The sequence below is a fragment of the Rufibacter psychrotolerans genome (assembly GCF_016924645.1).
Taxonomy (GTDB): domain Bacteria; phylum Bacteroidota; class Bacteroidia; order Cytophagales; family Hymenobacteraceae; genus Nibribacter; species Nibribacter psychrotolerans.
Genome location: NZ_JAFFJV010000003.1, coordinates 339113 through 366082, shown reverse-complemented (window position 1 = coordinate 366082; position 26970 = coordinate 339113). Strand labels below are relative to the sequence as shown.

At 55.8% G+C, this 26970-nt stretch carries 24 protein-coding genes and 3 tRNA genes; 16 read left to right on the top strand and 11 right to left on the bottom strand.

The genetic code is table 11. The features are described from left to right. Positions 1 to 150: 150 nt before the first annotated feature. Positions 151 to 825 (top strand): DUF2490 domain-containing protein, encoded by a 675-nt coding sequence (locus JT718_RS04385; protein WP_205500646.1) that lies wholly within the window; start codon positions 151 to 153, stop codon positions 823 to 825. A 109-nt stretch (positions 826 to 934) separates the two neighbouring features. On the opposite strand, the gene JT718_RS04380 is transcribed toward JT718_RS04385, so the two are convergent. Continuing rightward, positions 935 to 1008, bottom strand: a tRNA-Pro gene (locus JT718_RS04380). A 111-nt stretch (positions 1009 to 1119) separates the two neighbouring features. Continuing rightward, the gene (locus tag JT718_RS04375; protein WP_205500645.1) at positions 1120 to 2907 is read right to left on the bottom strand and encodes an ABC transporter ATP-binding protein; all 1788 of its coding nucleotides are present in this window, start codon (positions 2905 to 2907) and stop codon (positions 1120 to 1122) included. Positions 2908 to 3055: 148 nt separating this feature from the next. Here JT718_RS04375 and JT718_RS04370 point away from each other — a divergent pair, with 148 nt between their 5' ends. From JT718_RS04370 to coaE, 8 genes are all read left to right on the top strand, one after another. Beyond that, positions 3056 to 4156 (top strand): Glu/Leu/Phe/Val dehydrogenase dimerization domain-containing protein, encoded by a 1101-nt coding sequence (locus JT718_RS04370; RefSeq protein WP_205500644.1) that lies wholly within the window; start codon positions 3056 to 3058, stop codon positions 4154 to 4156. Between the two features lie 628 nt (positions 4157 to 4784). Then, the gene (gene nusB / locus JT718_RS04365; protein ID WP_240336906.1) at positions 4785 to 5924 is read left to right on the top strand and encodes a transcription antitermination factor NusB; all 1140 of its coding nucleotides are present in this window, start codon (positions 4785 to 4787) and stop codon (positions 5922 to 5924) included. A gap of 129 nt (positions 5925 to 6053) precedes the next feature. Then, positions 6054 to 6359: a YtxH domain-containing protein gene (locus JT718_RS04360; protein WP_205500642.1), complete on the top strand. Its 306-nt coding sequence runs from the start codon at positions 6054 to 6056 to the stop codon at positions 6357 to 6359. A 10-nt stretch (positions 6360 to 6369) separates the two neighbouring features. After that, a complete protein-coding gene (locus tag JT718_RS04355; protein WP_205500641.1) occupies positions 6370 to 7368 on the top strand; it encodes an isocitrate/isopropylmalate dehydrogenase family protein in 999 nt (332 codons plus the stop codon). A gap of 36 nt (positions 7369 to 7404) precedes the next feature. Continuing rightward, positions 7405 to 7947, top strand: a complete 543-nt coding sequence (locus JT718_RS04350; protein WP_205500640.1) for a DUF1573 domain-containing protein — start codon at positions 7405 to 7407, stop codon at positions 7945 to 7947. 15 nt (positions 7948 to 7962) lie between these two features. Next, positions 7963 to 8298: a preprotein translocase subunit YajC gene (gene yajC, locus JT718_RS04345; protein WP_205500639.1), complete on the top strand. Its 336-nt coding sequence runs from the start codon at positions 7963 to 7965 to the stop codon at positions 8296 to 8298. A gap of 89 nt (positions 8299 to 8387) precedes the next feature. Then, positions 8388 to 9284, top strand: coding sequence for a YbbR-like domain-containing protein (locus JT718_RS04340; protein WP_205500638.1), 897 nt, complete (start codon positions 8388 to 8390; stop codon positions 9282 to 9284). Between the two features lie 7 nt (positions 9285 to 9291). Further along, positions 9292 to 9909, top strand: a complete 618-nt coding sequence (gene coaE / locus JT718_RS04335) for a dephospho-CoA kinase (protein ID WP_205500637.1) — start codon at positions 9292 to 9294, stop codon at positions 9907 to 9909. A 75-nt stretch (positions 9910 to 9984) separates the two neighbouring features. Here coaE and JT718_RS04330 read toward each other — a convergent pair whose 3' ends face one another. The 3 genes from JT718_RS04330 to JT718_RS04320 form a co-directional block, all read right to left on the bottom strand. Beyond that, positions 9985 to 11151: a hypothetical protein gene (locus JT718_RS04330; protein WP_205500636.1), complete on the bottom strand. Its 1167-nt coding sequence runs from the start codon at positions 11149 to 11151 to the stop codon at positions 9985 to 9987. Positions 11152 to 11324: 173 nt separating this feature from the next. Continuing rightward, positions 11325 to 11675: a DUF2200 domain-containing protein gene (locus JT718_RS04325; RefSeq protein ID WP_205500635.1), complete on the bottom strand. Its 351-nt coding sequence runs from the start codon at positions 11673 to 11675 to the stop codon at positions 11325 to 11327. Positions 11676 to 11763: 88 nt separating this feature from the next. Further along, on the bottom strand, positions 11764 to 12135 hold the full coding sequence (locus JT718_RS04320) for a VOC family protein (protein WP_205500634.1): 372 nt from the start codon (positions 12133 to 12135) through the stop codon (positions 11764 to 11766). A gap of 698 nt (positions 12136 to 12833) precedes the next feature. Between JT718_RS04320 and JT718_RS04315 the strand changes: the two genes are divergently transcribed. The 3 genes from JT718_RS04315 (at position 12834) to JT718_RS04305 (ending at position 17697) form a co-directional block, all read left to right on the top strand. Further along, positions 12834 to 15134: a TonB-dependent receptor gene (locus JT718_RS04315; RefSeq protein WP_205500633.1), complete on the top strand. Its 2301-nt coding sequence runs from the start codon at positions 12834 to 12836 to the stop codon at positions 15132 to 15134. A gap of 24 nt (positions 15135 to 15158) precedes the next feature. Then, positions 15159 to 16400 carry a DUF4374 domain-containing protein gene (locus tag JT718_RS04310; RefSeq protein WP_205500632.1) on the top strand — a complete coding sequence of 414 codons (1242 nt, stop codon included), beginning with the start codon at positions 15159 to 15161 and terminating at the stop codon, positions 16398 to 16400. Positions 16401 to 16473: 73 nt separating this feature from the next. Then, positions 16474 to 17697, top strand: a complete 1224-nt coding sequence (locus JT718_RS04305; protein ID WP_205500631.1) for a PepSY-associated TM helix domain-containing protein — start codon at positions 16474 to 16476, stop codon at positions 17695 to 17697. A gap of 280 nt (positions 17698 to 17977) precedes the next feature. Here the strand turns inward: JT718_RS04305 and JT718_RS04300 are convergent. Together JT718_RS04300 and JT718_RS04295 are read right to left on the bottom strand one after the other, a co-directional pair. Beyond that, a tRNA-Val gene (locus JT718_RS04300) sits at positions 17978 to 18052 on the bottom strand. 80 nt (positions 18053 to 18132) lie between these two features. After that, positions 18133 to 18207, bottom strand: a tRNA-Val gene (locus JT718_RS04295). Between the two features lie 382 nt (positions 18208 to 18589). On the opposite strand from JT718_RS04295, the gene JT718_RS04290 reads away from it, so the two are divergent. Together JT718_RS04290 and JT718_RS04285 are read left to right on the top strand one after the other, a co-directional pair. Further along, positions 18590 to 19762: a serine hydrolase domain-containing protein gene (locus JT718_RS04290; protein ID WP_205500630.1), complete on the top strand. Its 1173-nt coding sequence runs from the start codon at positions 18590 to 18592 to the stop codon at positions 19760 to 19762. A 121-nt stretch (positions 19763 to 19883) separates the two neighbouring features. Then, positions 19884 to 20708, top strand: a complete 825-nt coding sequence (locus tag JT718_RS04285; protein ID WP_205500629.1) for a TerB family tellurite resistance protein — start codon at positions 19884 to 19886, stop codon at positions 20706 to 20708. Positions 20709 to 20784: 76 nt separating this feature from the next. Here the strand turns inward: JT718_RS04285 and JT718_RS04280 are convergent, their stop codons facing one another. Next, the gene (locus JT718_RS04280) at positions 20785 to 21924 is read right to left on the bottom strand and encodes a mechanosensitive ion channel family protein (protein ID WP_205500628.1); all 1140 of its coding nucleotides are present in this window, start codon (positions 21922 to 21924) and stop codon (positions 20785 to 20787) included. 72 nt (positions 21925 to 21996) lie between these two features. Between JT718_RS04280 and JT718_RS04275 the strand changes: the two genes are divergently transcribed. Continuing rightward, the gene (locus JT718_RS04275) at positions 21997 to 22365 is read left to right on the top strand and encodes a hypothetical protein (RefSeq protein ID WP_205500627.1); all 369 of its coding nucleotides are present in this window, start codon (positions 21997 to 21999) and stop codon (positions 22363 to 22365) included. A gap of 115 nt (positions 22366 to 22480) precedes the next feature. On the opposite strand, the gene JT718_RS04270 is transcribed toward JT718_RS04275, so the two are convergent. Beyond that, positions 22481 to 23707 carry a Glu/Leu/Phe/Val dehydrogenase dimerization domain-containing protein gene (locus JT718_RS04270; protein ID WP_205500626.1) on the bottom strand — a complete coding sequence of 409 codons (1227 nt, stop codon included), beginning with the start codon at positions 23705 to 23707 and terminating at the stop codon, positions 22481 to 22483. Between the two features lie 682 nt (positions 23708 to 24389). Beyond that, positions 24390 to 25436 carry an anhydro-N-acetylmuramic acid kinase gene (locus tag JT718_RS04265; protein ID WP_240336926.1) on the bottom strand — a complete coding sequence of 349 codons (1047 nt, stop codon included), beginning with the start codon at positions 25434 to 25436 and terminating at the stop codon, positions 24390 to 24392. Positions 25437 to 25570: 134 nt separating this feature from the next. Between JT718_RS04265 and JT718_RS04260 the strand changes: the two genes are divergently transcribed. Beyond that, entirely contained in the window at positions 25571 to 25879 is a 309-nt protein-coding gene (locus tag JT718_RS04260) for an ArsR/SmtB family transcription factor (protein WP_066830613.1), read from the top strand. 124 nt (positions 25880 to 26003) lie between these two features. On the opposite strand, the gene JT718_RS04255 is transcribed toward JT718_RS04260, so the two are convergent. Beyond that, the gene (locus tag JT718_RS04255; protein ID WP_205500624.1) at positions 26004 to 26957 is read right to left on the bottom strand and encodes a phosphodiester glycosidase family protein; all 954 of its coding nucleotides are present in this window, start codon (positions 26955 to 26957) and stop codon (positions 26004 to 26006) included. Positions 26958 to 26970 lie beyond the last annotated feature (13 nt).

The following is a 26970-nucleotide window of genomic DNA, read 5'->3' as shown; positions in this document are numbered from 1 at the left end:
ATCGCCCCATGGGCCTCCCCCAAGTACTTTACCCGAAGACACCGCTGCCCAGAAGCCTTGCCTCAACGCAAGGCTTCTGTTTTTGGGCCAGATTACCCAAATCTGGCCCAAAGCGTAAGAGGCTCTGTTACTCTCTCCCAAAAAGACCAAATGAAAGGACGGCTTTTCCTGCTGCATGCGCTCGGCGGGTTACTTCTATCAACGGCGGCGGCCGGGCAACCCGACAACAAGAACCACTGGCTGCAATACACCGGCTCCTATTGGCTAAACCCGCAGTGGGTGGTGGCCGCCAACATCCAATACCGCACCTATGAGCCGCTGCATGACCTGCGGGTGCTCTTCACGGGGGCCGAGGTGCAGTACAACTTCAGGAAGGCGCCGGTTTCTTTGCTGGCGGGGTACACGCACTTGCTCAACCGTGCCTATACCACCGCCGAGGAGACCTCCAACACCCATGAGCACCGCCTGTATCAGCAAATTGCCATTAGGGGGCAACTCTGGAAAGCCGGCCTCACGCACCGCTACCAGGTAGAGCAACGCTGGCTTACCCAAGGGTACCAGACCCGGTTCAGGTATTCTTTCGCTCTCAGAATGCCCATTCTCAAGCGAGAAGAACAGCAATTGTATGGCATTATGCGCAACGAGGTGCGCGTGATTGTGCGCGACCAGCCGTTTGACTCTAACCGCGTCTTCAGCGGGCTTGGGTACACGTTCAGCAAGCACCTGAGCCTGGAGGGCATGTGGATGTCTCAGTTGCACGGCGGCGGCCGGCACCAGCATTTCACCATGCTCCTCCTCAAACATGATTTCGGGCGGATGGAGTAGAAGGCGGAGCCCCGTTTTAGGGATAATTTCCAGGAAACCTGCCTAAAACAGGAAAAGGCTTAAAAGCAAAACGCCCGTTGTTCTGAAACAACGGGCGTTTATTTGTTCGTCGGAGTGGCGGGATTCGAACCCACGACCTCCAGCACCCCATGCTGGCGCGATACCAGGCTACGCTACACCCCGATCATTGGTATCTGCTGCAAAGAAAGTAAAAATTCTCTTTTGGCGAAAGACCAAATAAAACTTGTCTGCATTTTAAACCAGTTTTTCAAGAAACAAGCCCAAAATGGGGGCCTATTCCATCTCCTCGCCCTGCAGCTGGCGCTCGTAGAGGGCGCGGTACAGGCCGGCCAGGTCCTGCATGAGTTCCTCGTGCGAGCCGTGCTGCACCACCACGCCATCGTCCAGCACCAGAATCTTGTCGGCCAGTTTCACGGAACTTACGCGGTGCGAGATAATGATAGACGTGCGGTTGGCCATGACGCGGTGCAGGCTGTTGAGGATGGCGTTCTCGGTTTTGGTGTCTACCGCCGAGAGCGAGTCGTCCAGGATCAGGATCTTGGGCTCGCGGGCCAGGGCGCGGGCAATGGACACGCGCTGCTTCTGCCCACCCGAAAGCGTGATGCCGCGCTCGCCCAGCACGGTGTCAAACTTGGCCGGGAAATGCATGATGTTCTCATACACGTCGGCGTCTTTGGCGGCCTGCAGCATTTTCTCTTCGGGCAGGTGGTCTACCCCAAACCCGATGTTGTTCCTGATAGAGTCTGAGAACAGGAACACATCCTGGGGCACGTAGCCAATTTGGCTGCGCAGGTTAGACAGGCTGTAGTCGCGGATGTCTTCGCCGTCAATCAGGATTCTTCCGCCCGTGGCGTCATAGAGGCGGCAGATGAGGGCCGCCACCGTACTCTTGCCCGAACCCGTGTTGCCAATCACGGCCAGCGTCTCGCCGGGATTGATCTGGAACGAGAGTTTCTTGAGCGCATGAATGCCGGTGTCTGGGTACACAAAGTCTACCTGGTCAAACACAATGGCGCCCTTGATGTCTTTCTCCAGGTTCTTCTGCGAAATAATATCGGTCTTGGTGTTCAGGAACTCGTTGATGCGCTGCTGCGAGGCGGCGGCCCGCTGCACCAATGAGGTGGTCCAGCCCAGCGCGGTCACCGGCCAGGTGAGCATGTTCACGTAGATCAAAAACTCGGCAATGACCCCCGGCGTGATGCTGCCGTTGATCACTTCCTTGCCGCCCAGCCACACGGTAATGATGGTGCTCAGGCCAATGAGGAACAGGATGAGCGGGAAAAAGAGCGAGTTCACAAAGTTGAGCTCCAGGGACTTGTCTTTGTAGGTGTCGCTGGCCTTGGTGAAGTTGGCGTGCGAGTCCTGCTCGCGCACAAACGATTTCAGCACCCTGATGCCCGAGAACGCCTCCTGCACAAACGTGGTGATGCCGCTGAGGCTTTTCTGGATCTCGTCACTCTTGCGCTCAATGATGTTGTTCACGTAATAAATGCTCACCGAAAGGATGGGCAGCGGCAACAGCGTGTAAATGGTGAGCTTCACGTTCACCGAGAGCATGTACGGAATCACCATCAGGAACAAGACAATGAGGTTGACGCCGTACATAATGGCCGGCCCCAGGTACATGCGCACGCGGCTCACGTCTTCAGAAATACGCGCCATAAGGTCACCGGTGTTGTTGCGGCGGTAGAAGGAGAGGGGCAAGGTCTGGTAATGCGCGAAGATCTCGTTCTTGAGGTCGTTCTCAATGAGGCGGCTCATGACAATAATGGTCTGGCGCATGAAGAACAGGAAGATGCCGCGCAAGAGCGCCATTAAGACAATCACGGCGCCATAGAACAGGGTGCTGCGGGCAAAGCTGTCATAGACCTCTTCCTGCTGGGCAAAGCCCTCGTGCAGCTGGTACATGGTAATGCCTTCGCGCACCAGGTCAAAGGCGTGCCGCACCACCTGCGCCGGAATAATGGCGAAGATGTTGGACACAATCACAAACACAATTCCCCAGAAAAACCGGAATTTATATTTGAGCAGGTATTTGTTTAAGTATTTAAGTGATTTCACGGTCAGTTAGTTAGAGGAAACCCATACTAACACTTGTTAGTATATTCCTTGGCATCCACAAAAATTACCTTTAATTTTGGCCCGAAATTACCAATTCGCTTCCCCATTATCTAACAAAAGCAAAGTGGTATTATAGTCACTATACAACATGATAGAAGTTAAAGAAATAGAAACGGCACCAGAAACTTCGGTTTTTGGCCAGATCAGCGAGCACCAGCACGAGCAGGTGGTTTTCTGCCATGACCACGACACCGGCCTGAAAGCCATCATCGGGATCCACAACACCGTGCTGGGGCCGGCCCTGGGCGGAACCCGCATGTGGACCTACGCCTCTGAGGCCGAAGCGTTGCGCGACGTGCTGCGCCTTTCGCGCGGCATGACCTACAAATCGGCCATCTCGGGCCTGAACCTGGGCGGCGGCAAGGCTGTGATCATCGGGGACTCCAAGAAAGACAAGACCGAGGCCATGATGCGCAAGTTCGGGCGGTTTGTGAACAACCTCAACGGCAAGTACATCACCGCCGAGGACATGGGCATGACCACCCAGGACATGGCCTACATTGGCATGGAGACCAAGTACGTGGCCGGCCTGCCCGAGTCACAGGGCGGCAGCGGCGATCCCTCGCCGGTGACGGCGTACGGCACCTACATGGGCATGAAAGCCGCCGCCAAAAAAGCCTGGGGCTCTGACAGCCTGTCCGGCAAGAAGATCTCGGTACAAGGCACGGGCCACGTGGGCGGTTACCTCATTGACTACCTGGCCAAAGAAGGAGCCCAACTGTTCATCACTGATATTGACCAGGAGCGCCTGAAGCGCATTGCCGCCAACACCGGCGCCACCGTGGTAGGCCTGGACGAGATCTATGACGTAGACGTGGACATTTACTCGCCCTGCGCCATGGGTGCCACCCTCAACGACGATACCCTGCGCCGCCTCAAGTGCCAGGTAATTGCCGGTTGCGCCAACAACCAGCTCAAGAACGAAGACGTGCACGGCCCCGCCCTGGACGAACTGGGCATCATCTACGCCCCAGACTTTTTGATCAACGCCGGCGGTATCATCAACGTGTACTCAGAGGTGAAAAAGCTAAACCGCGAGTGGGCCATGCAACAAACCGAGCAGATCTACCAAACCACGCTGAACATCTTCGCCAAAGCCGAGGCCGCGGGCATCCATACGCAGAAGGCTGCCACGCAACTGGCCCAGAAGCGCATAGATGACATGGCCAAGATCAAGCAAACGTACTAATCCCGCCTCTCAGAAGAGGAAACAAGCAGTGAATGCGTTTTCGGGCTGGTTTTAAGAAACCGGGCCGGAAACGCATTTTTTTGGTGGGTACTTCCTCGTTTTTTAGCCTGTCCCTCGCTCGCCTCCGGCGAGTGTGCGGAATTAAGCGGCCTCTGGCCGCGTTGCGGGAATTTTAATTGCAGTGCACCCGGCGGCGAGACGCCGCCCCATTTCTCACACTCGCCAGAGGCGAGCGAGGAAAAAGTAGTTGTGGAACCCACCCCTTTTGCGGTGCATTAACCCTAAAATTGGTTGTGCTAAAAGAACAAAGGGCGCGGGTGCAACTTCCCAGCCATCAAGCCCAAAGCAAGCCTCTGCTGGAATCCTGGTTTACGCCTGATTTCTAGAAAACTCCCCTAAAACCCTACCCAGGAAAATTCCTATTTACCGATGGGCAGAAAAAGGAAGAAAAGCTACTTGCCGTTTGCTTCTTGCCCCGTAAGTTCGGACCTTTGCGGCTGAATTGGAGGGGGAACCGTACAACCCAGTAAAAACACCGTTCCGCCGCCAACTTTTGCCATAATTTTCACGTTCACCACGTTCTTTCCTTATTATCATGCTCAACCGCAGAATACTCCGAATCAAAGCGATGCAAGCCATCTATGCCTATGTGCAGGCAGAAGGGTCTAACTACCAGTTGGCCCTGGATTTGATTGCGGACAGATTTGCCCCAGACCTGATGGCCATTGTGGCCCAGGACCGTAACAAACTGGAAGGCCAGAAGCAGATTGCCAGCCTGCTGTTCAAAGAGTGGTACGAGACCAGAAAATTTGATACCGAGGAAAAAGACCGTGAGATCTTAGACGCCGCCCAGGCCGCCGTGAACTTCTACCAGAACTCGCTCCGCAAAGACCTCAAATACTTCGGGAACCAGATGCTCACCGCCGCTGAGGAAATCTATGACCGGTATCTGTTGACCCTGTTGGTAGCCCAGGAGCTGGTGAACCAGATTGAGGGCGAAGAGCAGAAAGCCGCCACCCGCTTCACAGAGCGCAAAGACGTAAACCTGCGCAAGCTGCTCAGCAACAAAGCCCTGCAGAAACTGCTGGGCAACAAGTTCCTGGAGCAGCGCGTCATCCGCCGCAACCTCACCTGGGCCGGCGACCAGGAAGTGATCCAGAAGATCTACCGCAACGGCCTCAAGCAAGATGAGCAGGTGCTGGCCTACCTGGAGCTGCAGGACCCTACCTATGAGCAAGACCACGAACTGCTCAAACATATCTTCAAAAATGTTATCTTTAAGGACGAGAACCTGCAAGGCCTGTTTGAAGAGCGGGACCTGAACTGGGTAGAGAACAAATCGGTGGTGAAGAACCTGGTGAACAAATCCATCAAGATGCTGGAAGAAAACACCGACGAGCACCTGGCGCTGTTAGACCTGTCGGCCAGCTGGGACGACGACAAGGCCTTTTTTGAGGAGCTGTACTACGAGACCCTGAAGGACGACGAGAAGTACGAGGCCATGATCTCAGAGAGCGTGAAGAACTGGGACGTAGAGCGCGTGGCCCAGCTGGACAAGATCATCCTGAAGATGGCCCTCTGCGAGATGCACATTTTCCGGAGTATCCCCGTGAAAGTAACTATCAACGAGTATATTGACATCTCCAAGGTGTACAGCACGCCCAAGAGTAAGCAGTTCATTAACGGGATCTTAGACAAGCTGTCGCAGGATTTGATCTCCAGCGGCGCCATCCGCAAGTCGGGCAGAGGCTTGCTGGACAACAAATAATCCCGGCCGGTTTTCGTTCGTATGGATAAAAGAAGCTTTTAACGCTGCGTTTTAGGCGTAATTTTAGAAATTTGGGCCTGAAACGCAGCGAGAGTTCTTGCTTAACCACCTATAACACTACCAAAAACTATGGGCAAAAAAACGAATGCTATCCTTGCCTTTTCCTCAGGTATCGCCACCGGGGCGGTGCTGGGCATCCTGTTCGCGCCGGAGAAAGGCCGCGAGACACGTGACAAACTGAGCTTCCAGTTAGAGAAATACCGCGCCAGGCTGCTGGACCTGACCAACGACCTGATTACCGGAAAAGAAGAGCAAGGTTCTGCCGCCAAAACCGAAGGGCAGCGCGTGATCAATGACGCCCGCGACAAAGCCGAGCGCCTGTTGGTAGACGTGGACACCCTCATCAATGAAATAAACAGTAGAAGAGAAATATAGCCCCTTGCCCATGACAACCGTTACCCTTATTCCCGGCGACGGGATAGGTCCTGAGATCACGGAAGCCGTAAAGGCGATCTTTGCAGCCGCACAAGTGCCCATCACCTGGGAAGAAGAAAACGCCGGACAGACCACGTTTGAGAGCATGGGGGAGCTGATCCCGGCCTCTCTGCTGGCCTCTCTGGAACGCAACAGAATCGCCCTCAAAGGGCCTATTACCACCCCCGTGGGCAAAGGCTTTAAGAGCATTAACGTGCAACTGCGCCAGAAGTACGACCTGTACTCCAACGTGCGCCCTGCTAAAACCACCGCCGGCGTAAAAACCCGCTTTGACAAGGTAGACCTGGTGCTGTTCCGCGAGAACACCGAAGGATTGTACGCCGGCCTGGAGATCTATGACGAGCGCCTGGGCATTGCAGACTCCATCTCGCGGGTAACGGTAGACGGTTGCCACAAGATTGTGCGCGCGGCGTTCCAATATGCGGCCAAGCACAACCGTTCTAAGGTTACCGTGGCCCACAAAGCCAACATCCTGAAGAATGCCGGCCGTTTAATGCTGGAGGCCGCGGCCAACGTGTCCAAAGAGTTCCCGGGCGTGGTGTGGGAAGACAAGATCATTGACAACATGTGCATGCAGCTGGTAAGCAAACCAGAGCAGTTTGACGTAGTGGTGACCACCAACCTGTTCGGGGACATCCTGTCTGACCTGTGCGCCGGTCTGGTGGGCGGTTTAGGTGTGGTTTCCGGGGCCAACATTGGCGATGACATGGCCATCTTTGAGGCCGTGCACGGTTCTGCCCCAGACATTGCCGGCCAAGGCCTGGCCAACCCCACGGCGTTGCTGCGCTCAGCGCTCATGATGCTGGAGCACATGGGGCTGCACGAGCATGCCCACAAGATTGAGGCGGCCCTGGAGAAAACGCTGCTGAACAAAGAGCAATGCACGCGTGACTTAGGCGGCACCGCTTCTACCTCAGAATTTGCGCAGCATATAATTTCTAATTTGTAACTTGTCCTGTAGTACCTTAACAGGAAAGAATCTTTTATGAAAAAGCAGTTTATAATCGCGTTGCTTGTGGCCGGTGGTCTGTGGACCTCCAGCTGCGAGAAGAAAGCCACCGCAGAAGAGGCAACCGCCACTGAGCAGAACGCCTCTGAAGGAAGCGCCGTGGCCACCAATGACCCCGCCACCAATCCTAACGTAGCCGGCCAGGAAGAGGTGAACCCTAACGCCCCTAAACCGGTCATGACGTTCAAGGAAACCGAGCATGACTTCGGCAACATCAAGGCAGACAAGAAAGTATCGCACACCTTCTCCTTTACCAACACCGGCAAAGCCCCGTTGGTGATTGAGAGCGCGAGCGCTACGTGCGGCTGTACCGTACCAGAGTGGCCGAAGGAGCCCATCGCCCCGGGCGAGAGCGGTACCATTAAGGTAGAGTTTGATCCGGTGGGCAAATCTGGGCAGCAGTCTAAGCAGATCACCATCACGGCCAACACAGATCCGCAGATCAACCAACTCACCATCAAAACCAACATCACCGGCACAGTGCCTCAGGCAGGAGCAGACGGACCTGTTCGTTTATAATCTAAGAACAACCATATGCTAACCATTTTATTGCAAGCCACCGCTGAAGGGGCAAACGTTTACGCCAACTTCCTGTTCATTGGGCTTATCATTCTGGTGTTCTACTTCTTCATGGTGCGGCCGCAGCAGAAGAAAGCCAAAGACCAGAAGAAGTTCAGGGAGGAACTGAAGCGCGGCATGAACGTGGTCACCATTGGCGGTCTGCACGGGCGCCTGCTCAGCGTAGATGATGATACCGTCTGGATTGAAGTAGACAAGGGTATCAAGCTGAAGTTTGACAAGATTGCCATTGCCATGGAGGCCACCAGCCGGGTGAATGCGTCCGTGGCCACGGAGACCACTAACCCCTAAAAAGTACCTTGCCGTTTAACAGAACAAAGCACGCCCTCCTCTGGTTACTGAGGCCTTTTTCGCCCAAGCAGAAACAGTACTGGAGGGTGGTGTTGCTTTGTTTTTTAACGGCGGGCACCTTCTGGCTCCTGAACGCCCTCAACAAGAGCTACACCACGCAGGTTACCTACCCCATTGTTTTCAAGTACAACCCCGGTGACCTGGTGCCGGTAAAGCCGCTGCCCGAGGAAGTGGTCATTAACGTGACCGGCAAGGGCTGGAAACTGCTGCGCAAGAACCTGCACGTGAACGTAAAGCCCGCTGAGCTTACCATCAGGGGCCTTCCCAGGGTGAAGCAACTGCCTGGCCAGGCCTTACGCCCCGCCATCTCCAACGTGCTGGATGGCCTCAGCCTGAACTTTGTGGTCACAGACTCCATTAGCTTTGACTTTGACCGGCTGGTGACCCGCAAGTTTCCGCTGGCCATTGACACCACCAAGGTAAAGGTGGAGCCGGGCTTTGCCTTTGTAGGGCCCGTGAAAATACTTCCAGACTCGGTGACCTTCACCGGACCAGAGCTTATCCTCAAGCAGTTCCCCCATCCATTCTTATTGAGCCTCCCCGCCGGAAACCTGAGAGGCCCGTTCAAAGCCGATGTGCCGCTCACCCACGACTATACCTCCTTGGTGCAGGCCGACGTGAGCGAGGCCGAGGTGCAGTTTGGCGTGGTAGCCCTGGAGCGGAAGGAGCTGGCGGTGCAGCCGGTCTTGCAGAATTTCCCGCCGGGGTACCAACTGCGGCTGGTGAATGGGCCGGTGGTGGTGCATTACTCCTACCTGCCGCGCCACCGGGACTTGATGCAGCCAGAGCTGTTCCAGGTGGCCCTGGATTACCAGAAGTTCAACCCCGCCGACTCTTCCATTGTGCCTATCGTACTGCAGAAAGCGCCTCATACCCGCCAGGTTTCTATTTTACCGGGCAAAGTGCACATCTCCCTAACTCCCTAAGAAACGCATGCTCAAGATTGGCATTACCGGAGGCATTGGTTCTGGCAAAAGCATTGTGTGCCGGTGCTTTCAATTGCTGGGTGTGCCCGTGTACGACTCAGATACCCGGGCCAAGTGGGTGATGCACCATGATCCGGAACTGCGGGAGCAGTTGATTTCGGCTTTCGGGCCGGAGACGTTTGATGCGCGGCAGCACCTGGACCGGGCCTACCTGAGCCAGAAGGTGTTCCATGATGCCGCGCAACTGGCCAAACTGAACGGGTTGGTGCACCCCCAGGTACGCAAAGATTTTTACCGCTGGCTGGAGGCCAATGGGCAGGCGCCTTACATTCTCAAAGAGGCGGCGCTCATGTTTGAGTCCAACGCCTATACGCAGGTAGACCACGTGCTCACGGTTTCAGCGCCTACGGCGCTGCGCCGCGCCCGCACGCTCCTGCGTGACCCGCAGCGCACGGCGGCCCAGGTAGACGCCATCATAGACAAGCAGCTCCCCGAGGAAGAGCGCATCCGGCGGGCGCAGTTTGTGCTCTACAATGATGATGCGCAGCTGGTGCTTCCGCAGGTAGTGCAGCTCCACCAGACGTTTCTGGCCTTGTCTGCGGAAAAGGGGCGTGAAACGCCCTAAGCTGCTTTCCTGCAGTTCTGCTGCGTTTTTTGGTTTCGGGGCCGTTTTCACAGAAGCAGCCCCGAAACAAGGCGCTTACCTGATGATGGGGTAACGGGTGAACGGTTTGGTGGGGTCAAAAATCTTACGGTAGGTAACGTGGGTTTTGTAGATAGTGGCCCCTAACCCGCGGGTAACCATCATCATCTTCGGGTTGAAGTCGCCCACCCAGTTCATCTCAATTTCGCGGGCGCCATAGGCGTTTACCGGCCCTTGGGCATGGGCAATCAGGTAAGAATCCACGCCCCGGGACTGGAACTCGGGCACCACGCCAAAAATCACCCCAAACACTTTCTTGTCGTCGCGTTTGCTGTAGCGCCACTTGTGGTACAGGAACTTTAGCTTGGCCAGCAGGTCAAACTTGCCGTGCAGGTGCTTGAAGATCTGGTTCAGTTCGGGCAGCATGATGAAGAAGCCCACCGCCTTGCCCTCAAAGTACGCGAAGTTGATCAGCTGCTCCACCATCACGGGTTTCATGGACTTCATCATCTTCAGGGCCTTCTCATACGTCATTTCATTGATGCCCGAGTGGCCCGCCCAGGCTTGGTTGTACACGTCCAGGAAGTCCTGGGCCAGTTTTTCTAGGTTGTTTCTGGAGGGGTGCCCAAAGCTGAAGCCGGGAGTCTCGTCCAGTGCTTTGGAGCGCTGCCAAATCTTATCGCTGAGCTGCACGCGGGTTTGCATGTGATAGGTGTACTGTTTGAAGTACACCTGAAACCCGTAGCCCTCAAACAGTTGCTGGTAGTAGGGCGGGTGGTAGAACATGCCGTAGTTGGGCTCGGTGAAGCCGTGCACCAGCAGGCCCCACCAGCGGTCCCGTTCCCCGAAGTTGATAGGCCCGTCCATGGCCTCCATGCCCTGCGCCGCCAGCCAGTCTTTGCAGGCGTCAAACAGCAGGTTGGCCGCGGCCTGGTCGTTCACGCACTCAAAGAAACCCATGCCCCCGGTCACGTACTCAGAGGCGCTCTTGGTTTTGTGGTTGACAAACGCGGCCACGCGGCCAATGTACTCACCTTTACTGTCTTGCAGCACCCACCTAGTGGCGGTACCGTTCCGGAAGTTTGGGTTGCGGGCGGGGTCAAACACCGCTTCTATGTCCTTGTCCAGCGGCCTGATCCAGTTGGGGTGCTCCTGGTAAAGGGCTGTGGGCAGGTCCAGAAAGGCTCGGGTTGTAGCGGGACTATTGACTTCAAGTAGTTGCATAGGCAGGGGACTAAGAAAGGCAAAAGTAGGCAATTACGGCAGAAGCGCCATGGCCGGGCGGTAAGCAGGCAGTGCTTGGGAAAGGCGTCTGCCCCGTACAGGGGAAAGCAAATCTGGGTGCCCCGCGCCCTTATGCTGCCAGGGTAAAAGCAAGAAAACCGCAAGCGGGCGCCTTACTTCCGCAGGATTTTCTCCATGGCCTTGCCTTTGGCCAGTTCGTCTACCAGCTTGTCCAGGTAGCGGATCTTCTGCATGAGCTTGTCTTCAATCTCTTCTACCCGGTACCCGCAGATGCTCCCCGTGATCTTGGAGGCTTTGGGGTTTAGATGGGGTGCCTGGGCGAAAAAGGTCTCAAAATCAACCTTCTGGTCAAGTTGTTGCTGCAGGGCCGGTTGGTCATACCCGGTGAGCCAGCAGATGAGGGTGTCTACCTCGGCCTTGGTGCGGCCTTTTTTCTCGGCTTTCAGAACATAGTGCGGGTAGACACTGGCAAACGAGGTGCTAAAGATGCGGTGCTTCTCCATTTTCTTGCGGAACGCTATTGGGTCCTGTTTTTAACCCGTTTTACGAAAATCACAGGCAAATTGCCCCTGGCGCGCAGGGGCCAACACTTTACCGGTGCTGGTCAATGTAGATCACGTTGCCGTCCGGGTCATGCACCATGATGCTGGCCGGGCCAGTGGTAGTTTCATCGGCCTCAGTGGCGAGGGCAACCCCTTTGCTCTTCAACTGCCGCTGGATTTCCCTGACATCCTCAAACGGATCAACGTTCTGGGCGTTCTCGTCCCAGCCGGGATTAAACGTGAGGATGTTTCCCTGGAACATGCCCTGGAACAAACCAATGAGGGCATTGCCATTCTTCATGATGAGGTAATTCTGCTGGAGGTCGCCCGCGAAGGCCGTGAAGCCAAGCTGCTCATAAAACTCCTTTGATGCCCTGATGTCCTTGACACTAAGGCTAACCGAAAATGCGCCTAATTTCATCTGGTCTTTTTCTAGTTGGTGGTGGTTACTCTGCTCCGCCGGCAGAAAACGGCAGGGGTTTAAGGCCGCAGGCTCCCGCCTATGGACCTGAAGCCCAGGCCTTCTTCCCTCGTTTCAAGGGACCAGACAATATAGCGGTTTCCTATTGATTGCCAAGCCCGCCTCTGCCTCTCTCTGGTCCGGTGTTGGTGTCAGGATGGACTTGGGTGGCCTGGCTGCTCCTATAAGCCTGGCCGTTTCTGGAAGCAGTGCGTTTTGGGTCTGATTTCAGCAAAACATGCCCAAAACGCAGGCAGGAGAAGGGCTTGTTCTGGAGACATCCCCCCTTCTTCTCTGCACTTCACGGCGATTGGGAAAGGACTGAGTACCTGATGGTTCTCCTGGTTTGCGGTGTGTGGCGGGCGCTGGTTTCGGCTGTCGGCATCCTTGGGGAGCAGGATCTGGGTAGGCGGAGTTTTATTTAAGTAGAATCATTCTAAATAGCTTTGTAATGTGAAGAGCATGCCGTAATATTGGCCATTATTTAGATTTAGTCTAATTAATATAGCTATGATTTGCTCTTCAACATGAGACTACTAGGTACGTGCCCCTTGACAAAGCTTACGCTTGCCCTACCGCAAAGGTGCTTTGCCTTTTCTCTCTTTTGTTTGCTGCTGTTTTTGAGCCCTTTTGCGGGAAACGCGCAACATACAGGGGCTGTGGCAGGGAAAGTGACCGATGCGAGGAATAAGGCAATTGCCTTTGCCAACGTGCTCCTCAAGGGCACCCAGGCTGCGGCGCAGACCAATGCAGACGGAGACTTCACTCTTTCGGCGCCCGCGGGCGATTATGAGCTGGTTGTCTCGTTTGTGGGCTATTCCACCAAAACGGCCCAGATTCAGATTGTGGCAGGGCGCACCACCCACCTGGGCGCGGTTGTTCTCTCAGGGAACCTGAACATGGATGAAGTGCTGGTTACCGGCAAAACGCAGAACACGGCCATCAAGGAAGAAGGCTTTAACGTGACGGTGCTGGACGCCAAGAAACTCTACAGCACCTCCGCCGACCTGAACCAGGCCCTGAACAGAACCACCGGCATCCGCATCCGGGAGGAAGGGGGACTGGGCTCCAACTTCAGCTTTTCTTTGAACGGCTTCTCGGGGAGGCAGGTCAAGTTTTTCCTGGACGGAATTCCCATGGATAACTTCGGCTCTTCGCTGACGCTCAACAACCTGCCCGTGACCATGGCCGAGCGGGTGGAAGTCTACAAGGGCGTGCTCCCCAACCACCTGGGGGCAGACGCGCTGGGCGGCGCAGTGAACATTGTGACCCGGGACAACCCCAACTTCCTGGACCTTTCCTACGGGTTCGGGTCTTTCAATACGCACAAGGCCTCCGTGAACGGCGCCTTCACCAACCCCAAAAGCGGACTTACCCTTCGGGCCAACGCCTTTTACAACTACTCAGACAATAACTACAAGGTAGAGGTGCGCCCCATTAACCTAAGCACGGGGCAAAGGGAGGCCGCCCGGGAAGTGGAGCGTTTCCATGACGCCTACCAATCGGGTACGCTTCAGTTGGAAGGGGGCGTGACCGGGAAAAAGTACGCCGACCGCCTCCTGGTTGGGGTGATTGTGTCTGGGAACGACAAAGACATTCAGACGGGGGTAACCATGGACCAGGTTTTTGGGGCCAGGACCACCCGCTCGGCCTCCGTAATTCCTACCCTGAAGTACCGCAAAACGAACCTGTTGGTGCCTGGCCTGGACCTGAGCCTGTACACCGCCTACAACCTTACCCAGAACCGGTTTGTGGACACTACTCGTCTTAGATACAACTGGAACCAAGAGACCATTGCCACCAGTGCGGCCGAGCTGACCCGTACCCAGTTGAAGAACCGCGACAACGAGGGCCTGGTAACGGCTAACCTCAGCTACGCGGTTACCCCGGCCCACTCCCTGTCCTTCAACTATGTCCTGGCCCGGTTCGGGAGAAAGTCCAGTGACGTGGAAGACCCGCAGAATGTGACGTTCCGGTACCCGCAGGCCCTCAACAAACAGGTGATGGGCCTGGCCTGGCAAGTGAACAGGAAGCGGTTTAACGCTACGGCCTTCTCCAAGCTCTACGTTCTGGACGCCAGCTCATTCCAACAAGTGCCAGACGGTACGGGCACCCCCGGTTATCAGGCCATACAGACCAAAACCAATCATCTGGGGTACGGAGCCGCCGTGGCTGGCTTCGTTCTGCCCCGGCTACAGGTAAAGGCCTCTTACGAGCATACCTACCGCCTGCCGGAGGCCATTGAGCTGCTGGGCGATGGATTGTACGTCAGGAGGAACTCTGCCCTGAAGCCTGAGACCAGCAACAACGTGAACGTGGGGGCCAGCTATGCCCTCAACCTGCGGCAAGGCCACCAGTTCGCCCTGGAGGCCAATTATATCTTCCGCAATTCAGGTGATTACATCCGTTTGGATCAGCAGCAGACGCAGCCCATTGACCGGCAGTACATCAACATGGGAGACGTGGTAACCAACGGGGTGGAAGCCGACTTGCGGTACTCCTGGAGAAACAAGTTTCAGGTGGGGGTGAACCTTACCTACCAGAGCATTGTGGACCGGGAGGAATTTCTCTCCAGCACCAACCTCACCGGTACCACGGTCTACAAAAACCTGGGCTACGGGCACCGCATCCCTAACATGCCGTACCTGTTCGGGAATGCGGAGGTGGGCTATTCCTTCACCAACCTGGGTGCCGAAGACAACGTGCTCACCCTCCATTACAGCCTCAACTACGTGGAGGAATACTATTTCACCCCGCAGCACCTGGGCGCGAATAATGACGATGTGATTCCGCGCCAGATAGCCCACAACGCCATGGTGAACTACACGCTGCAGAACGGCAAGTACGGCCTGTCTTTGGAGTGCCGGAACCTCACCGACAGCAATCTCTTTGACAATTACCTGCTCCAGAAGCCAGGCCGCTCCTTCTTTCTGAGGGCCCGGTACTTTATAGGCAAATAAACCCACCAACCAACCATAACCTCCATGAAGTCTACCATTAAACAACTAGCCAGAATAAGCCTTTTTGCGGGAGCTGTTTTTACTGCCTTTTCCTGTAACGACAGCGAAAACGAACCTACGCCGGTAGCCGAAGGCGACAAGGTGTTTGCCCTAGGCGTGGGGGTGACCACTTCCACGGCCACCACCAACTACGTGGTACAGACCAGCAACCTCATGAGCGGCACCATCTCCCTCACCGGCAACGGCCTGCTGCAGTCGGGGTACCGGGACTATGCGTTTGGCGGGGGCACGTTCTACAGCATCGGCGGGCTGGGCATCACCGACGTAAACGCCATCACCCTGAACTCCTCCAACCAGTTGGCGACCAAAACGGGGCTTACGTTTGAACAGGCCAACAATGACTTCATAGACCCTACCGGTGCCGGCACCACCATGGTGGGGGTTTCCATGCCCGCCAGCCCTACGGCCGGCCTCAACGCCAACTTCTATACGGTAGACATCGCCTCCAACACCATTACCAACAGAGCCGATGTTCCCATGAACAGCATTCACCCCAGCAGCCGAGACTGGTTATTCCACACCGGCATGCAGGTGAGAGGCAATCAACTGTTCCAAACATTCTATCCGGTAAACTACACCACCTACGCCACCACCAACACCGACACCTGTTACGTGGCCCTTTACAGCTACCCGGGTTTTGCGCTGCAGAAGGTGATTAAAGACCCGCGTACCGGTCCGGCCGGGGCGTTCAACACCCGGTCAGGCATCTTCAAGACCGAGAACGGCGACCTCTACACCGTTTCCAACAGCAGCTACTCCAACGGCTACAGCCAGTCTACCAAGCCCGCCGGTATCCTCAGAGTCGCGGCTGGTTCTACTGAATTTGACCAAAACTACTTCTTTAATACTGACACGGCGCCTAACGGCGGCAAGATTGCGCACGCCATCTACATAGGCAACAACAAGCTGTTCGCGGCCATCACCGTGGTGCCCCCAACCCTGGCAGACAGATGGTCTGACAAAAACCTTCGGTTGGCCATTGTGGACCTTTCGGCTAAAACCATCACCCGGGTAGCCAATGCGCCGCAGTTCACGGGCAACGGGGGAAGGAGCTTCGCCGCGTTGCTGGACGAAGGAAAAGTATACACCGCCATTTCTACCGATGGGGTAGTGAGCATCTACCAGACCGATGTGGCCACCGCCACTGCCACCAAAGGCGCCGTGATTGAAGGCTCCTTCCTGGGCGGTATTGCCAGACTAAAATAACAATAGATGGTACCAGCTTCAGCCATATGGCTGCGATTGGTACTTCCATAATTTCCCCAAACTCCAGTACAACATGAAAAGCAAGAAAGTAAGCAACCCAAGCGTACTAAGGCGCGTGAACGACTGGCTCCACCTCTGGCTGGGCCTGGTGTCTGGCATTGTGGTATTTATTGTGAGCATTACGGGCTCTTTTTACGCTTTTCAGCAGGAAATCAAAGATGCCTTGGAGCCTTGGCGGTTTGTGGAGGCCCAGGACAAAGCCTTTGTGCCGCCCAGCCGGCTGCTGGACACCGCCATGGCGTACATGCCTGGGGTAAAGCCCACCGGCCTCACCTACAGCAACCGGGAAGGCGCGGCCGCCGTGGGCTTCAGCAGCTTTGCAAACGGGGAACGCAGTTTCACGGCCGTTTTCATGGATCCTTACACCGGCAAATTCCTGCAGAAGCAACAATCCATTGGCCAGGGCGAGTTTGATTTCTTTAGGTTCATCATTGATGGCCACCGGGCCCTTTGGCTGCCGTACAACATTGGCCGGCCCATTGTAGGGGTCTGCACGCTTATCTTCCTGGTGCTGCTGGTGACCGGCCTGGTGATGTGGTGGCCGAAGAGATGGAACAAATCTAACCGCGACAAAAGCTTTAAGATTAAATGGAGCGGCAGCTTTAAACGGGTCAACTATGACCTGCACAATGTGCTGGGCTTTTACAGCCTACTGCTGGCCTTAGCGCTGGGGGTTACCGGCCTGGTTTGGAGTTTCAAATGGTTTGAGGATGGCCTGTACTACGTCACCTCCGGCGGGCAGGAGAAGCCGGGGCACCACCATCCGCACTCAGACACCACCCAGGCGGCCCTGCTGGCCAACAACACCGTGTCGCCGCTGGACCAGGCCTGGTACAAAACCCGGGCCGTGGAACCAAACGCGCAGGGCTTCTACATGACCCCCATCCTGGAAGACAAGGAAGATGCCCTGGAGGTGATCGCCTACCAGGACCACGGCTCCTGGTACAACCGCAACGAGTATTACTATGACCAGTACACCCTGGAGCTCTTCCGGGTACAGGGCGACCGCTACGAGGAAGCAGGCTTCGCCGATAAATTGTCCCTGCTCAACTACGACATCCACGTGGGGGCCGTTTGGGGCCTGCCGGGCAAGGTGTTGGCGTTCTGCATCAGTTTGATCTGCGCCAGCTTGCCCATTACCGGGTTCCTGGTGTGGTGGAACAAAAAGAAAAAGGCAAAGCGCCCCAAAAGCTCAGCAAAAATCAGATCAAAGCCTGCCGGAGTAGCAACGGCCTAAAAGCTGTCTGCAGCCCTGTGTACTTGCCTCTTCCCCAACGGACAGATTGGAGCGGCACGTAGCCAGGGCTGCCTTCGTTTCAGATCAGGGGGCGCATTGTCCAGCGGTATACTGGGCAGAATGAAGCTTGCGGCTCTTGTGTTGGCAGGAAGTTTCTTGCATGAAGTGACCCAATGCCGAAGTTGCGCGGGTACGTGCTAGTGGAGGAGGGAAGAGGCCAGGGAACGGCAATAAAAAAAGCACTTACAAGGAGAAGACCTAATAAGTGCTTTTGAAGGAGTGGGACGTGCTGGATTCGAACCAGCGACCCTCTGCTTGTAAGGCAGATGCTCTGAACCAGCTGAGCTAACATCCCCTACATGGGTGAAGACCTGTTGTCTTCAAGGTGAAACTTTTCATAAAAAAACCTCTCTAGAAGGAGAGGCTTTTCTTGAGTGGGACGTGCTGGATTCGAACCAGCGACCCTCTGCTTGTAAGGCAGATGCTCTGAACCAGCTGAGCTAACATCCCTTGCTTGTCTGAAGACCTGCTGTCTTCGTTTGATGATGCAAATATGGTGGGTAGAATTTTAATCACCAAATGCTGGCCCAAAAAAAGTAGATAAATTTTATCGTGAGCGCTTATGTAGCACCATGCATAAGCAGTAATCCCCTGACTTGCTGTGGTATATTGAACTAGCTGGAAAAAGGGAGCGTGTCAGGGCCATCTCAGCCGGTAATAAACAGGGGAGGGAAGAAAAGGCAAAGTACTGAAGGGCAAACAAGCAGGCCAGGCGGGGATGAAGCCAGTCCGCTCTTGGCAGTCCACCAGAAATTTAAGGCGCAGGAGAAAATCAGCCGTTTTTAGTGTATTTTCCCCAAAACAAGCAAAAACAGACTTTTAATCCTATTCCATGAAAAAGCACTTCCGGCAGTGGCTTCCGTTTCTGTTCCTGGCCCTGGTAGCCTGCCAATCCACTCCTTCGGCGCCGTCTTCTGGCGCTGTCTCTCGGGAAAAGGTGTACTACCCCGGGGCGGGTGATGATTGGGAGCGCAGGAAACCCGAAGAACTAGGCCTGGACGCAGAGCTGCTGGCGCAGGCGGTGGCTTACGCCCAGACGCAGGAAACCAAGTGGCCCAGAGATTTTTCAAACCAGGAAGAAGTGTTTGGAAAGTTGCTGGGGCCCATTCCCAAGGACCGCGCGGGCACCAACGGCATCATCATCAAGAACGGCTACATTGTGGCCGAGTGGGGCGACACCAAACGCGCCGACCCTACGTACAGCATCGCCAAAAGCTTTTTGTCCACTATTCTGGGCCTCACCCTGGACAAAGGCATGATCAAAGACATCCATGATCCCGTTGCTAACTACGTCAAAGACGGCGGCTATGACTCTGAGCATAACCGCAAAGTGACTTGGCACCACCACGCCCAGCAAACCAGCGAGTGGGAAGGCGAGCTCTTCGGGAAGACCCACACCTTTGTAGGAAAAGAGGAATTTGGCAGTGGCGAGCGCAAACCACGTGAGTTGAAAGAGCCCGGCACGTACTATGAGTACAACGATGTGCGCATCAACCGCTTCTCGCTTTCCTTGCTGCGGGTGTGGAAGAAGCCCCTGCCCGAGGTCCTGCGGGAGCACATCATGGAGCCCATTGGCGCTTCCAATACCTGGCAGTACCTGCCGTACAAGAATTCCTATGTAGACGTAGATGGCAAGCGGCTACCCAGTGTGAGCGGCGGCACCCGCTGGGGCGGCGGCCTCTGGATCAACACCCGCGACGAGGCACGCTTCGGGTACCTGTTCCTACGGAAAGGGCGTTGGAAGAACCGGCAGCTCATCTCAGAGAAATGGGTGGAGCAGGCTACCACTCCCGGAACCGTTGGGCCGGATTATGGCTATCTGTGGTGGCTTAACACCCAGAAGAAACAGTGGCCCCATGCCCCGGCCACCAGCTTTGCCGCCCTGGGGGCCGGTTCCAACACCATCTGGGTGGACCCGGAGCACGACCTGGTGGTGGTGTGGCGGTGGCACCAAACCAACGGAGATGAGTTCTTCCGGCGCATCCTGGCGGCGGTGAAGCAGTAAGCCTTTGGAGCAGTTGGCTGAAGACTGGCGTTTCTGGGCGGGAATTGGAAAAACTGGCCCTAAACGCCAACTCGTTTACTGCCGTGTCGTTTGTGTAATTCTACACCAACCACTCTAAACTATGGCTGAAGAAACCACCACCCTTTTAAAAGACTACTCTGATCAGGAGAAAGGCGCTTACCTGGGCGCGCTGGCCACCATTGCCTCGGCAGACGGCCATGTGTCTGAGGAGGAGCTGGCTTTTCTAAGACTCATCGGCGAGGCCGCCGAGCTGCCCCCTAACCTGCAGGAGGAAGTGGAGTCCATTGCCAAGAACCCCTCGCAGATAAGCCTGCAACGGTGCCTGGACGTGCTGAAGGGCAGCCCGCTCAGGTTCTCGTTCGTGACCGACATCATCAGCTTCGCCAAGGCAGACGGCGACTACTCCAGAGAGGAGCAGCAGCGCATTGCCGAAGTAAGCCAGTACCTGGGCATTGACCAGAAGCAGTTCAGCATCCTGGACCAGTTCGTGGACAAGGCCAACCAGGCCCAGCAGCAGGGCGAGGACCCTACCTCCAACTCCTTCCTTAACAAGAGCGGCTTTGGAGATATGTTCAAGAACGCCGGTATCTCGCCGGCCATGGTAACGGGCATGTTGGGCATTCTGGCCCCCATTGTGATCAGTGGCATGATGAACCGCCGGCGCCACAGCTATGGTGGTGGTATGATGGGTGGCGGTATGATGGGCGGTGGACTGGGCAGTCTGTTAGGCGGCGTGCTGGGCGGGGCCATGATGGGCCGGGGCATGTACGGCGGGGGCCGCATGGGCGGCCTGGGCTCCATGGCCTCTATTCTGGGCAGCCTGGGAGGCCGCAGGAGATACGGCGGCGGCTTCGGGTCTGCCGGTCTGGGTGGGCTATTGGGGGGTATTTTGGGCGGTGGCCGTAGGGGAGGCTCCGGCTGGTAAAAGAAAATTCCTGTTTCTGGGCTTCTTTTGCAGAAATAGCCCAGAAACAGAAGGTACTTCTCAGGAAGTGTGTTCCTTAATGAGAGGCGGGGCGGGAGAGTTCTATCTCCTCCCGCTTCACGTAAACGGTCTGGGTAGGAAACGCAAACGCAGCGCCGTGCTTCTCTACAACCTTTACAATCTGGTAATTGATTTCCTCTTTGATGTTAATGTACTCGTCCCAGTCAACGGTGTCTATGAAGTACAGCACCATGATTTCTTTGGCGTGCGGACTTAAGTTCATGAACCGTACACGGCCATCTTGGTTGGTGCGCGGGTAATTGTCAATAAACTGCTGAATGTCGGTCACAATGGCTTTCAGCTGCTCTGAGGTGGTGCCGTAGGTAAGCATAACATCAAACTTCACCCGCCGGAAGGTGCGCAGCGTGAGGTTGTCCAGGGGTTTGTCAATCATGCTTTTGTTGGGCAGCGTCACGTAGCTTTTCTCCAGCGTTCTGATGCGCGTGCTCCGGAAGCCAATCTTCTCAATGGTACCCGTGATCTCGCCTACCTGCACCAGGTCGCCCACCACAAACGGATGGTCCAGGAAGATGGTGAACGAGGCCAGCAGGTTTTCCAGGCTTTCCTTGGCCGCAAACGCAATGGCCAGACCGCCCACCCCCAGACCAGCTACCAGGCCCGCCACGTTCACCTTGAACACCGTGCCCAAGATGACAAAGAACCCAATGATCACGATGATCACCTTGGAGAAGTCCACGAAGAACGGCACCAGTTGGTCGTCTAGTTTAGAGAGGGTCTTGGCGGCCCGCTTGGAGAAGATCAGCCCGAAGAAGTCTACCAGGCGCATGATGACCCAGGTGAGGGACACAATCAGGAAGATGCTGTAAATGCGCTGCAGGATGCGTTTCAGGCCTAGTTCGTTCTTGGCGGGCAGGCCCAGCTCCGGCGGGTACGTAAGGCTGTCAAACGCCACGTAGAGAAACACTAGAAATGTGAGAAACTCCAGTGGCGTGACCAGCAGGCGCTTGAACTCCTGCTTGGTGACCTCCTGGTTGAAGCGCTTGATCACCACGCCAAAGAAAATGTCTGAGAACAGCTTGGAGGCGACGGTCTTGAAAAGAAAGCCGCCCAGCATAATGCCCGCAAAAATAAGGTACTGCTGCACGGTATTGCCCAGGAAAACAATCCTGAGGATATCTGAAACTTGGTCTTGCATCTGGAAAACGGATGACCCGCTGCAACCAATGCCAGATTGCCCGGGTCTCTAAGTAAATGAAAAGGCAAATCTATGAAACGAAAGGTCTTATTCCAGCTTTTTGCCCTGGGGCTACTGTGGCAAGTGACGGCCTGCCAGGTTACCGAAAACCAGTTAGGGGAGGGCGATGGGCCGCCTGCCACCAGTCAGTGGCTCGTGTACCATGAGACCCAGTGCGCCGATCCCTGGGGCTACTGCAACAAGAACCCAGACACGCGGGTGTGCGTGCGGGAGTACGTAGAAAACCAGGGCTACACCGTGGCAGACATCAGCGTTACCCCCGCGCCCCCTGATTTTGCCGCCTGTGAGGCCTGCCAGTGCCCCAGTGGGCGGGTGTTCAAGGTGAGGGTAACCGAGCCAGACGTAGCCAAGCTGCTGGCAGTGGGGTTCAAGAAACTCTAGCGGCTGGCCTGGGGCTGCCAGAAGAAAAGCGAAGCCTCCTTGTTTTAGCCCCGTTTTTTCAGAAACAGGGCCAAAACAAGGAGGCTTCTTTGTTGGATATTAGTAACTGCCGAAACTACAAAAGCTGGCTGAGGGCAATCTCAAAGCAAGTCTTGGCGATCTCTGTTTTCTGCGGATGCCGCTCATGTGATTTCTCCAGCGCCAGCCTGATGGTGCGGGAAATATCAGAGAAGATCGCCTCATCGGTGATTTCCACGTCCTGCTCCATGAGGTAGGCAAACACGCGGGCCATGCCGCAGTTGGCCACAAAATCCGGAATCACCGACACCTGCTGGTCGGCGAACTCGCCGGTAGAGCCGAAGAAGATCTCGGGGTCCTGGAACGGCACGTTGGCCCCGCAGGAAATCACTTCCAGGCCTTTCCGGCACATGCGCTCCACCTGGTCACGGGAAACCAGGCGGGAAGCCGCCGCCGGGATGAAGATCTCCGCGCCCACATCCCAGATATGGTGGTTCACTTCCTCAAAGGAGAGCAGGTCATCGGCCATCAACGTATTGCCGTGGCGGTTGAGGAACAGGGCAGAGATCTCGTCAAAGGAGAAGCCTTCTTCCTTGATCAGGCCACCCGCTCGGTCAATGATGCCCACCACTTTCACGCCCTCGGCGGCCAGGTAAAAGGCCGCCGCCGCCCCCACGTTGCCCCAACCCTGGATGATGGCCCGCTTGCCGGTGAGTTCTCCGCCCCACAGTTCATAGTAGTGGCTTACCGCTTTGGCCACCCCGTAGCCCGTGATCATGTCGGCCACGGTGTATTTGCGGGCTAACGAGGGGGAGTAGTGCGCGTCTTCCAGCACCTTGCTCACGCCCTGGCGCAATTGGCCCAGTTTGTTTATTTTCTGGGGTTCAGTGGCTTTGTAGTGCCCGTTCACAATGCCTTCCTGCGGGTGCCAGAGGCCGTACTCCTCGGTGATGGGGATCACTTCATGGATTTCGTCTACGTTGAGGTCGCCGCCCGTGCCGTAGTAGTTCTTGAGCAAAGGGTACACCACGCGATACCAACGTTCCAGCACGCCCTGCTTGCGCGGGTCTGCCGGGTCAAAGTTGATGCCAGACTTGGCCCCGCCAATGGCCGGACCTGACACGGTGAACTTTACCTCCATGGTCTTGGCCAGCGATTCTACCTCGCGCTTGTCCAGGCCCTTGCGCATGCGGGTTCCACCGCCAGCCGCCCCGCCGCGCAGGGAATTGATGACTACCCAGCCTTCGGCCTCGGTTTCAGAATCTTTCCACTCAAAAACAATCTCAGGGCGTTTGTTCTCAAATTTGGCCAATAGGTCTTTCATAGCGGGACGTGTTTTGCTTGTTGTGCCGTAAAGGTACAGGATAACGGTTGTTTGTTAAAGGGGTTTTGGGAAGGAGCTTTTGTTGCTGGCGTAGCGGCTTGTCTATGGCTTTGAAAGCTGTGTTTTTTTGGTTTTTGCTGGCGCGGTGCCGTTTGTCTATGGACTTTTGGGCTGTGTTGTTGCATAGGTCGCTTCTTGGTGCGCTCACGGCCGCGGGGCCCCGTCTTTGCCCCTCGCACTGCCCTTGCGGCCCACGCTTGCAGTCTGCTCTTAGCTTCCGTTCTTCAAGGGCCACAAGCGAGGCGCTCGAGCCAAAGACTGGAATAGGTGCGTTTAGTGGAGGCTGCTGCTGGGTGGCGGAAGCTTTGTTGGTAATAACGGAAGTTCTGCAAACGTAGACCCACCCCTACCCCTCCCTGGAGGGGAGTTCTGTTGCATAGCCAACCATTTACCTTTAGGGTGGGTTTGGCCGATGAGGTGCATAAGTAGTGGGCTATGGGCTGATAAAGCAATTCCTTTACTCGTGCAGTGACTCCTCCCGGAAGGGGCAGGGGGTGGGTCTACTCCGCCTGCCATCACAATACCGCCTGCTCCAAAGACCTCTTAGTGTCCGAAGGACCTGCGGGCGTCTCTTCGCCAATTCCTATTTAGGGGCCACTTTCCCTAAAACAGCCCCCAAACGCTAGTTCCAGTAGATGGCGCCGCCGCAGTTGTCGTGGCGGGCGCCGGTGACGCTGCGGAGGCAGTTGGGCTCCTGGCGCCAGCGCAGCACGCCCAGGAACGCGAAGATGAGGGCTTCCTTGAAGTTGACCAGCTCGGGCTCGGGCACCACTACGTCAAACGGAGGACCCAGGTAGTATCTGATCTGTTCTACCAGAAACGAGTTGAAGGCGCCGCCGCCGGTAAGCAGCAGTTTGCCTTGGGTAATACTGGTTTGCTGCCGGATAGACTGGGCAATTTGCCAGGCAATGTGGTGGCAGGCGGTGTGCAGCTTGTCCTGCACCGGGATAGTAGACTCCTGGATGGTCTTGAGGCTGTGGGTGTCGGCCCACTCTTTGCCGATGGATTTGGGAAAAGGAGCTAAAAAATAGCTGGGCTCGTTGAGTTGGTCAAACAGGGCTTGGTTGAACTGGCCGGTGCGGGCAATGGCCCCGTCTTTGTCGTAGGGCTGGCCCAACTGCTCGGCCAAGGGGTTCAGGAGCATGTTGCAGCAGGAAATATCAAACGCCACGCGCTGGGCTTGGCCTTCCTGCGAGATGTTGGAGATACCGCCCAGATTCAGGCAGAAATCATACACAGAAAACAACAACCGATCCCCGATGGGCACCAGGGGAGCGCCCTGCCCGCCCAGGGCAATGTCAAGCGTGCGGAAGTCGCAGACCACGGGCAGCCCGGCGGCGGCGGCCAGGTACGCACCGCTGCCCACCTGGAACGTGATGTGCAATTGGGGCTGGTGAAAAACCGTGTGGCCGTGCGACGCCACAAAATCTACGACCAGCTGGTGACGTTCTACAAAAGCTTTTACCAACTCGCCCAGATAGTGTCCGTAAGCTCTATCAGTAGCAATGAGTTCGGCGGCGCTTACCTCAGTGAGACCGGCTAAACGCTGCTCCCAAATATTTGAATATGGAACTGTTTCAGTATTAAGTATTTTATATATCCAATTGTGATCATTATACGTAAATCTGCAATAAGCCAAGTCAACTCCGTCTAACGAAGTGCCGGACATAATACCTATAACATGGTAAGTCGCCATGCGTTAAAGTAACGGAATGTTCAGGTAGCAAGCAAAACGGACTGCCGGGCGGGTTTAAATACGGCGCGGTCGGAGCGTCAAATGTAGTACAGGTTTTAGTGTTCCTTATGAAAAGTTTATTATCCAGAGTGGAATCAAAGAAGATAGATAAGGCGGCGTCTATGCTGAAGGTATTGGCGCACCCAAAACGGCTGGCCATCGTGGATCTCCTGGGTAAGGAAGACAAGATGACTGTGACGGAGATTTACCAGTACCTGGATCTGCCGCAGGCGATTGCCTCACAGCATCTGATCACGTTGAAAGACAAGGGCGTGCTCTCGTCTTTCAAAGTAGGCACCAAGATCTATTATTCTCTTTCTATCCCCAAGCTGATTGATGTGATTGACTGCCTGGAGGAGTGTTGCGGCGACCTGTAACCACCTGCCAGCTTAGTTTCCCCCGTCAAGTAAGTAGCCCCCGGAACCGTTTCCAGCCTGTTTTTCAGAAAGTAGGCCAGAAACGGTTTTATTTTTTCCTGAAGGACCCCTGCCCCTAACGGGGCTATTCTTTATACTTCAACACCAGCACGGCGGGCACAGGGCGCTGGCCTTCCTTGTCTGAGGGTTTAATGGTGTCTTTGCCTTTCACGTACAGGGCGCTGGAGCCGCCGCCATCTAAGTTCAAAGCTTCTTGGCAACCCAGGTCTACCATCAGTTTGGCCAATTGATCTAAACTGGCGCCTTCGGCCACGCCTTTGTTGCGGCCTTCCACCATTAAAATAATGAGCTTCTGGTCTGGCGTGTAGCCCATGACCGTGCGCGGGTGCGGCCCTCTGAAACCAGCGCCGCCGCGCATCTCTTCCTCAGCGGTGATGCGGACTTTGCCGTTCTGCACCAATACCGGGCCGCCGCCCACGGCTGTCTGCGGTTTCCAGCGCTTGATCTCTTTCACAGTACGCTTAGAGGGTTCCGGGGCTGGTTGCCCGTTCACATCAGTGTCATAGGGGGCGGCCAGTTCCACGGTCTTTTTCTTTTTGCCCACGTTATAGGCCCAGGCCACATCGGCGGTGCGGTTGCGGAAGAACCCGATGGCGCCGGTAGTGGGATAATAGGTGAGGGTATCGGTGCCTTTGGGGTTCTTGCGCCTAACTGAGGCTTGCGGTGCCAGCACTTTTCCGTTGTTGATGACCAGGTTCAGGTTGCGGTTATCGGCGAAGGAGAAGAAGGTGGTGTTCACTACGGCCAGCACGTTGCCGGGCTCCTGCGTGTAATACTGTTGCGGCGTGTAGCGCTTGCCGTTGCCTACGCGGGTGAGGACCTCCAGTTTGGGGTCTTTCAGATCGGCTTCCAGGTAATAGGCTTTGAAGGGTTTCCCGTCCAGCGAGTCTGAAGTGGTAAACACTTTCACGGAGGCGGGCAGGCCTTGCTGGTGCTGGGGCGAGGGAGACCATTTCACCTGGGCGAAACCGGAGACGCTAACCAGCGCGGCCGTGAGGGAGAGGAGCAGCTTTTTCATGCCGCCAATATAA

What these genes read in the sequence shown, in the direction of transcription:
- JT718_RS04385 (WP_205500646.1), top strand. Translation starts at nt 151, where the DNA reads ATGAAAGGACGGCTTTTCCTGCTGCATGCGCTCGGCGGGTTACTTCTA.
- JT718_RS04370 (WP_205500644.1), top strand. Translation starts at nt 3,056, where the DNA reads ATGATAGAAGTTAAAGAAATAGAAACGGCACCAGAAACTTCGGTTTTT.
- nusB (WP_240336906.1), top strand. Translation starts at nt 4,785, where the DNA reads ATGCAAGCCATCTATGCCTATGTGCAGGCAGAAGGGTCTAACTACCAG.
- JT718_RS04360 (WP_205500642.1), top strand. Translation starts at nt 6,054, where the DNA reads ATGGGCAAAAAAACGAATGCTATCCTTGCCTTTTCCTCAGGTATCGCC.
- JT718_RS04355 (WP_205500641.1), top strand. Translation starts at nt 6,370, where the DNA reads ATGACAACCGTTACCCTTATTCCCGGCGACGGGATAGGTCCTGAGATC.
- JT718_RS04350 (WP_205500640.1), top strand. Translation starts at nt 7,405, where the DNA reads ATGAAAAAGCAGTTTATAATCGCGTTGCTTGTGGCCGGTGGTCTGTGG.
- yajC (WP_205500639.1), top strand. Translation starts at nt 7,963, where the DNA reads ATGCTAACCATTTTATTGCAAGCCACCGCTGAAGGGGCAAACGTTTAC.
- coaE (WP_205500637.1), top strand. Translation starts at nt 9,292, where the DNA reads ATGCTCAAGATTGGCATTACCGGAGGCATTGGTTCTGGCAAAAGCATT.
- JT718_RS04330 (WP_205500636.1), bottom strand. Translation starts at nt 11,151, where the DNA reads ATGCAACTACTTGAAGTCAATAGTCCCGCTACAACCCGAGCCTTTCTG.
- JT718_RS04325 (WP_205500635.1), bottom strand. Translation starts at nt 11,675, where the DNA reads ATGGAGAAGCACCGCATCTTTAGCACCTCGTTTGCCAGTGTCTACCCG.
- JT718_RS04320 (WP_205500634.1), bottom strand. Translation starts at nt 12,135, where the DNA reads ATGAAATTAGGCGCATTTTCGGTTAGCCTTAGTGTCAAGGACATCAGG.
- JT718_RS04310 (WP_205500632.1), top strand. Translation starts at nt 15,159, where the DNA reads ATGAAGTCTACCATTAAACAACTAGCCAGAATAAGCCTTTTTGCGGGA.
- JT718_RS04305 (WP_205500631.1), top strand. Translation starts at nt 16,474, where the DNA reads ATGAAAAGCAAGAAAGTAAGCAACCCAAGCGTACTAAGGCGCGTGAAC.
- JT718_RS04290 (WP_205500630.1), top strand. Translation starts at nt 18,590, where the DNA reads ATGAAAAAGCACTTCCGGCAGTGGCTTCCGTTTCTGTTCCTGGCCCTG.
- JT718_RS04285 (WP_205500629.1), top strand. Translation starts at nt 19,884, where the DNA reads ATGGCTGAAGAAACCACCACCCTTTTAAAAGACTACTCTGATCAGGAG.
- JT718_RS04280 (WP_205500628.1), bottom strand. Translation starts at nt 21,924, where the DNA reads ATGCAAGACCAAGTTTCAGATATCCTCAGGATTGTTTTCCTGGGCAAT.
- JT718_RS04275 (WP_205500627.1), top strand. Translation starts at nt 21,997, where the DNA reads ATGAAACGAAAGGTCTTATTCCAGCTTTTTGCCCTGGGGCTACTGTGG.
- JT718_RS04270 (WP_205500626.1), bottom strand. Translation starts at nt 23,707, where the DNA reads ATGAAAGACCTATTGGCCAAATTTGAGAACAAACGCCCTGAGATTGTT.
- JT718_RS04265 (WP_240336926.1), bottom strand. Translation starts at nt 25,436, where the DNA reads ATGTCCGGCACTTCGTTAGACGGAGTTGACTTGGCTTATTGCAGATTT.
- JT718_RS04260 (WP_066830613.1), top strand. Translation starts at nt 25,571, where the DNA reads ATGAAAAGTTTATTATCCAGAGTGGAATCAAAGAAGATAGATAAGGCG.
- JT718_RS04255 (WP_205500624.1), bottom strand. Translation starts at nt 26,957, where the DNA reads ATGAAAAAGCTGCTCCTCTCCCTCACGGCCGCGCTGGTTAGCGTCTCC.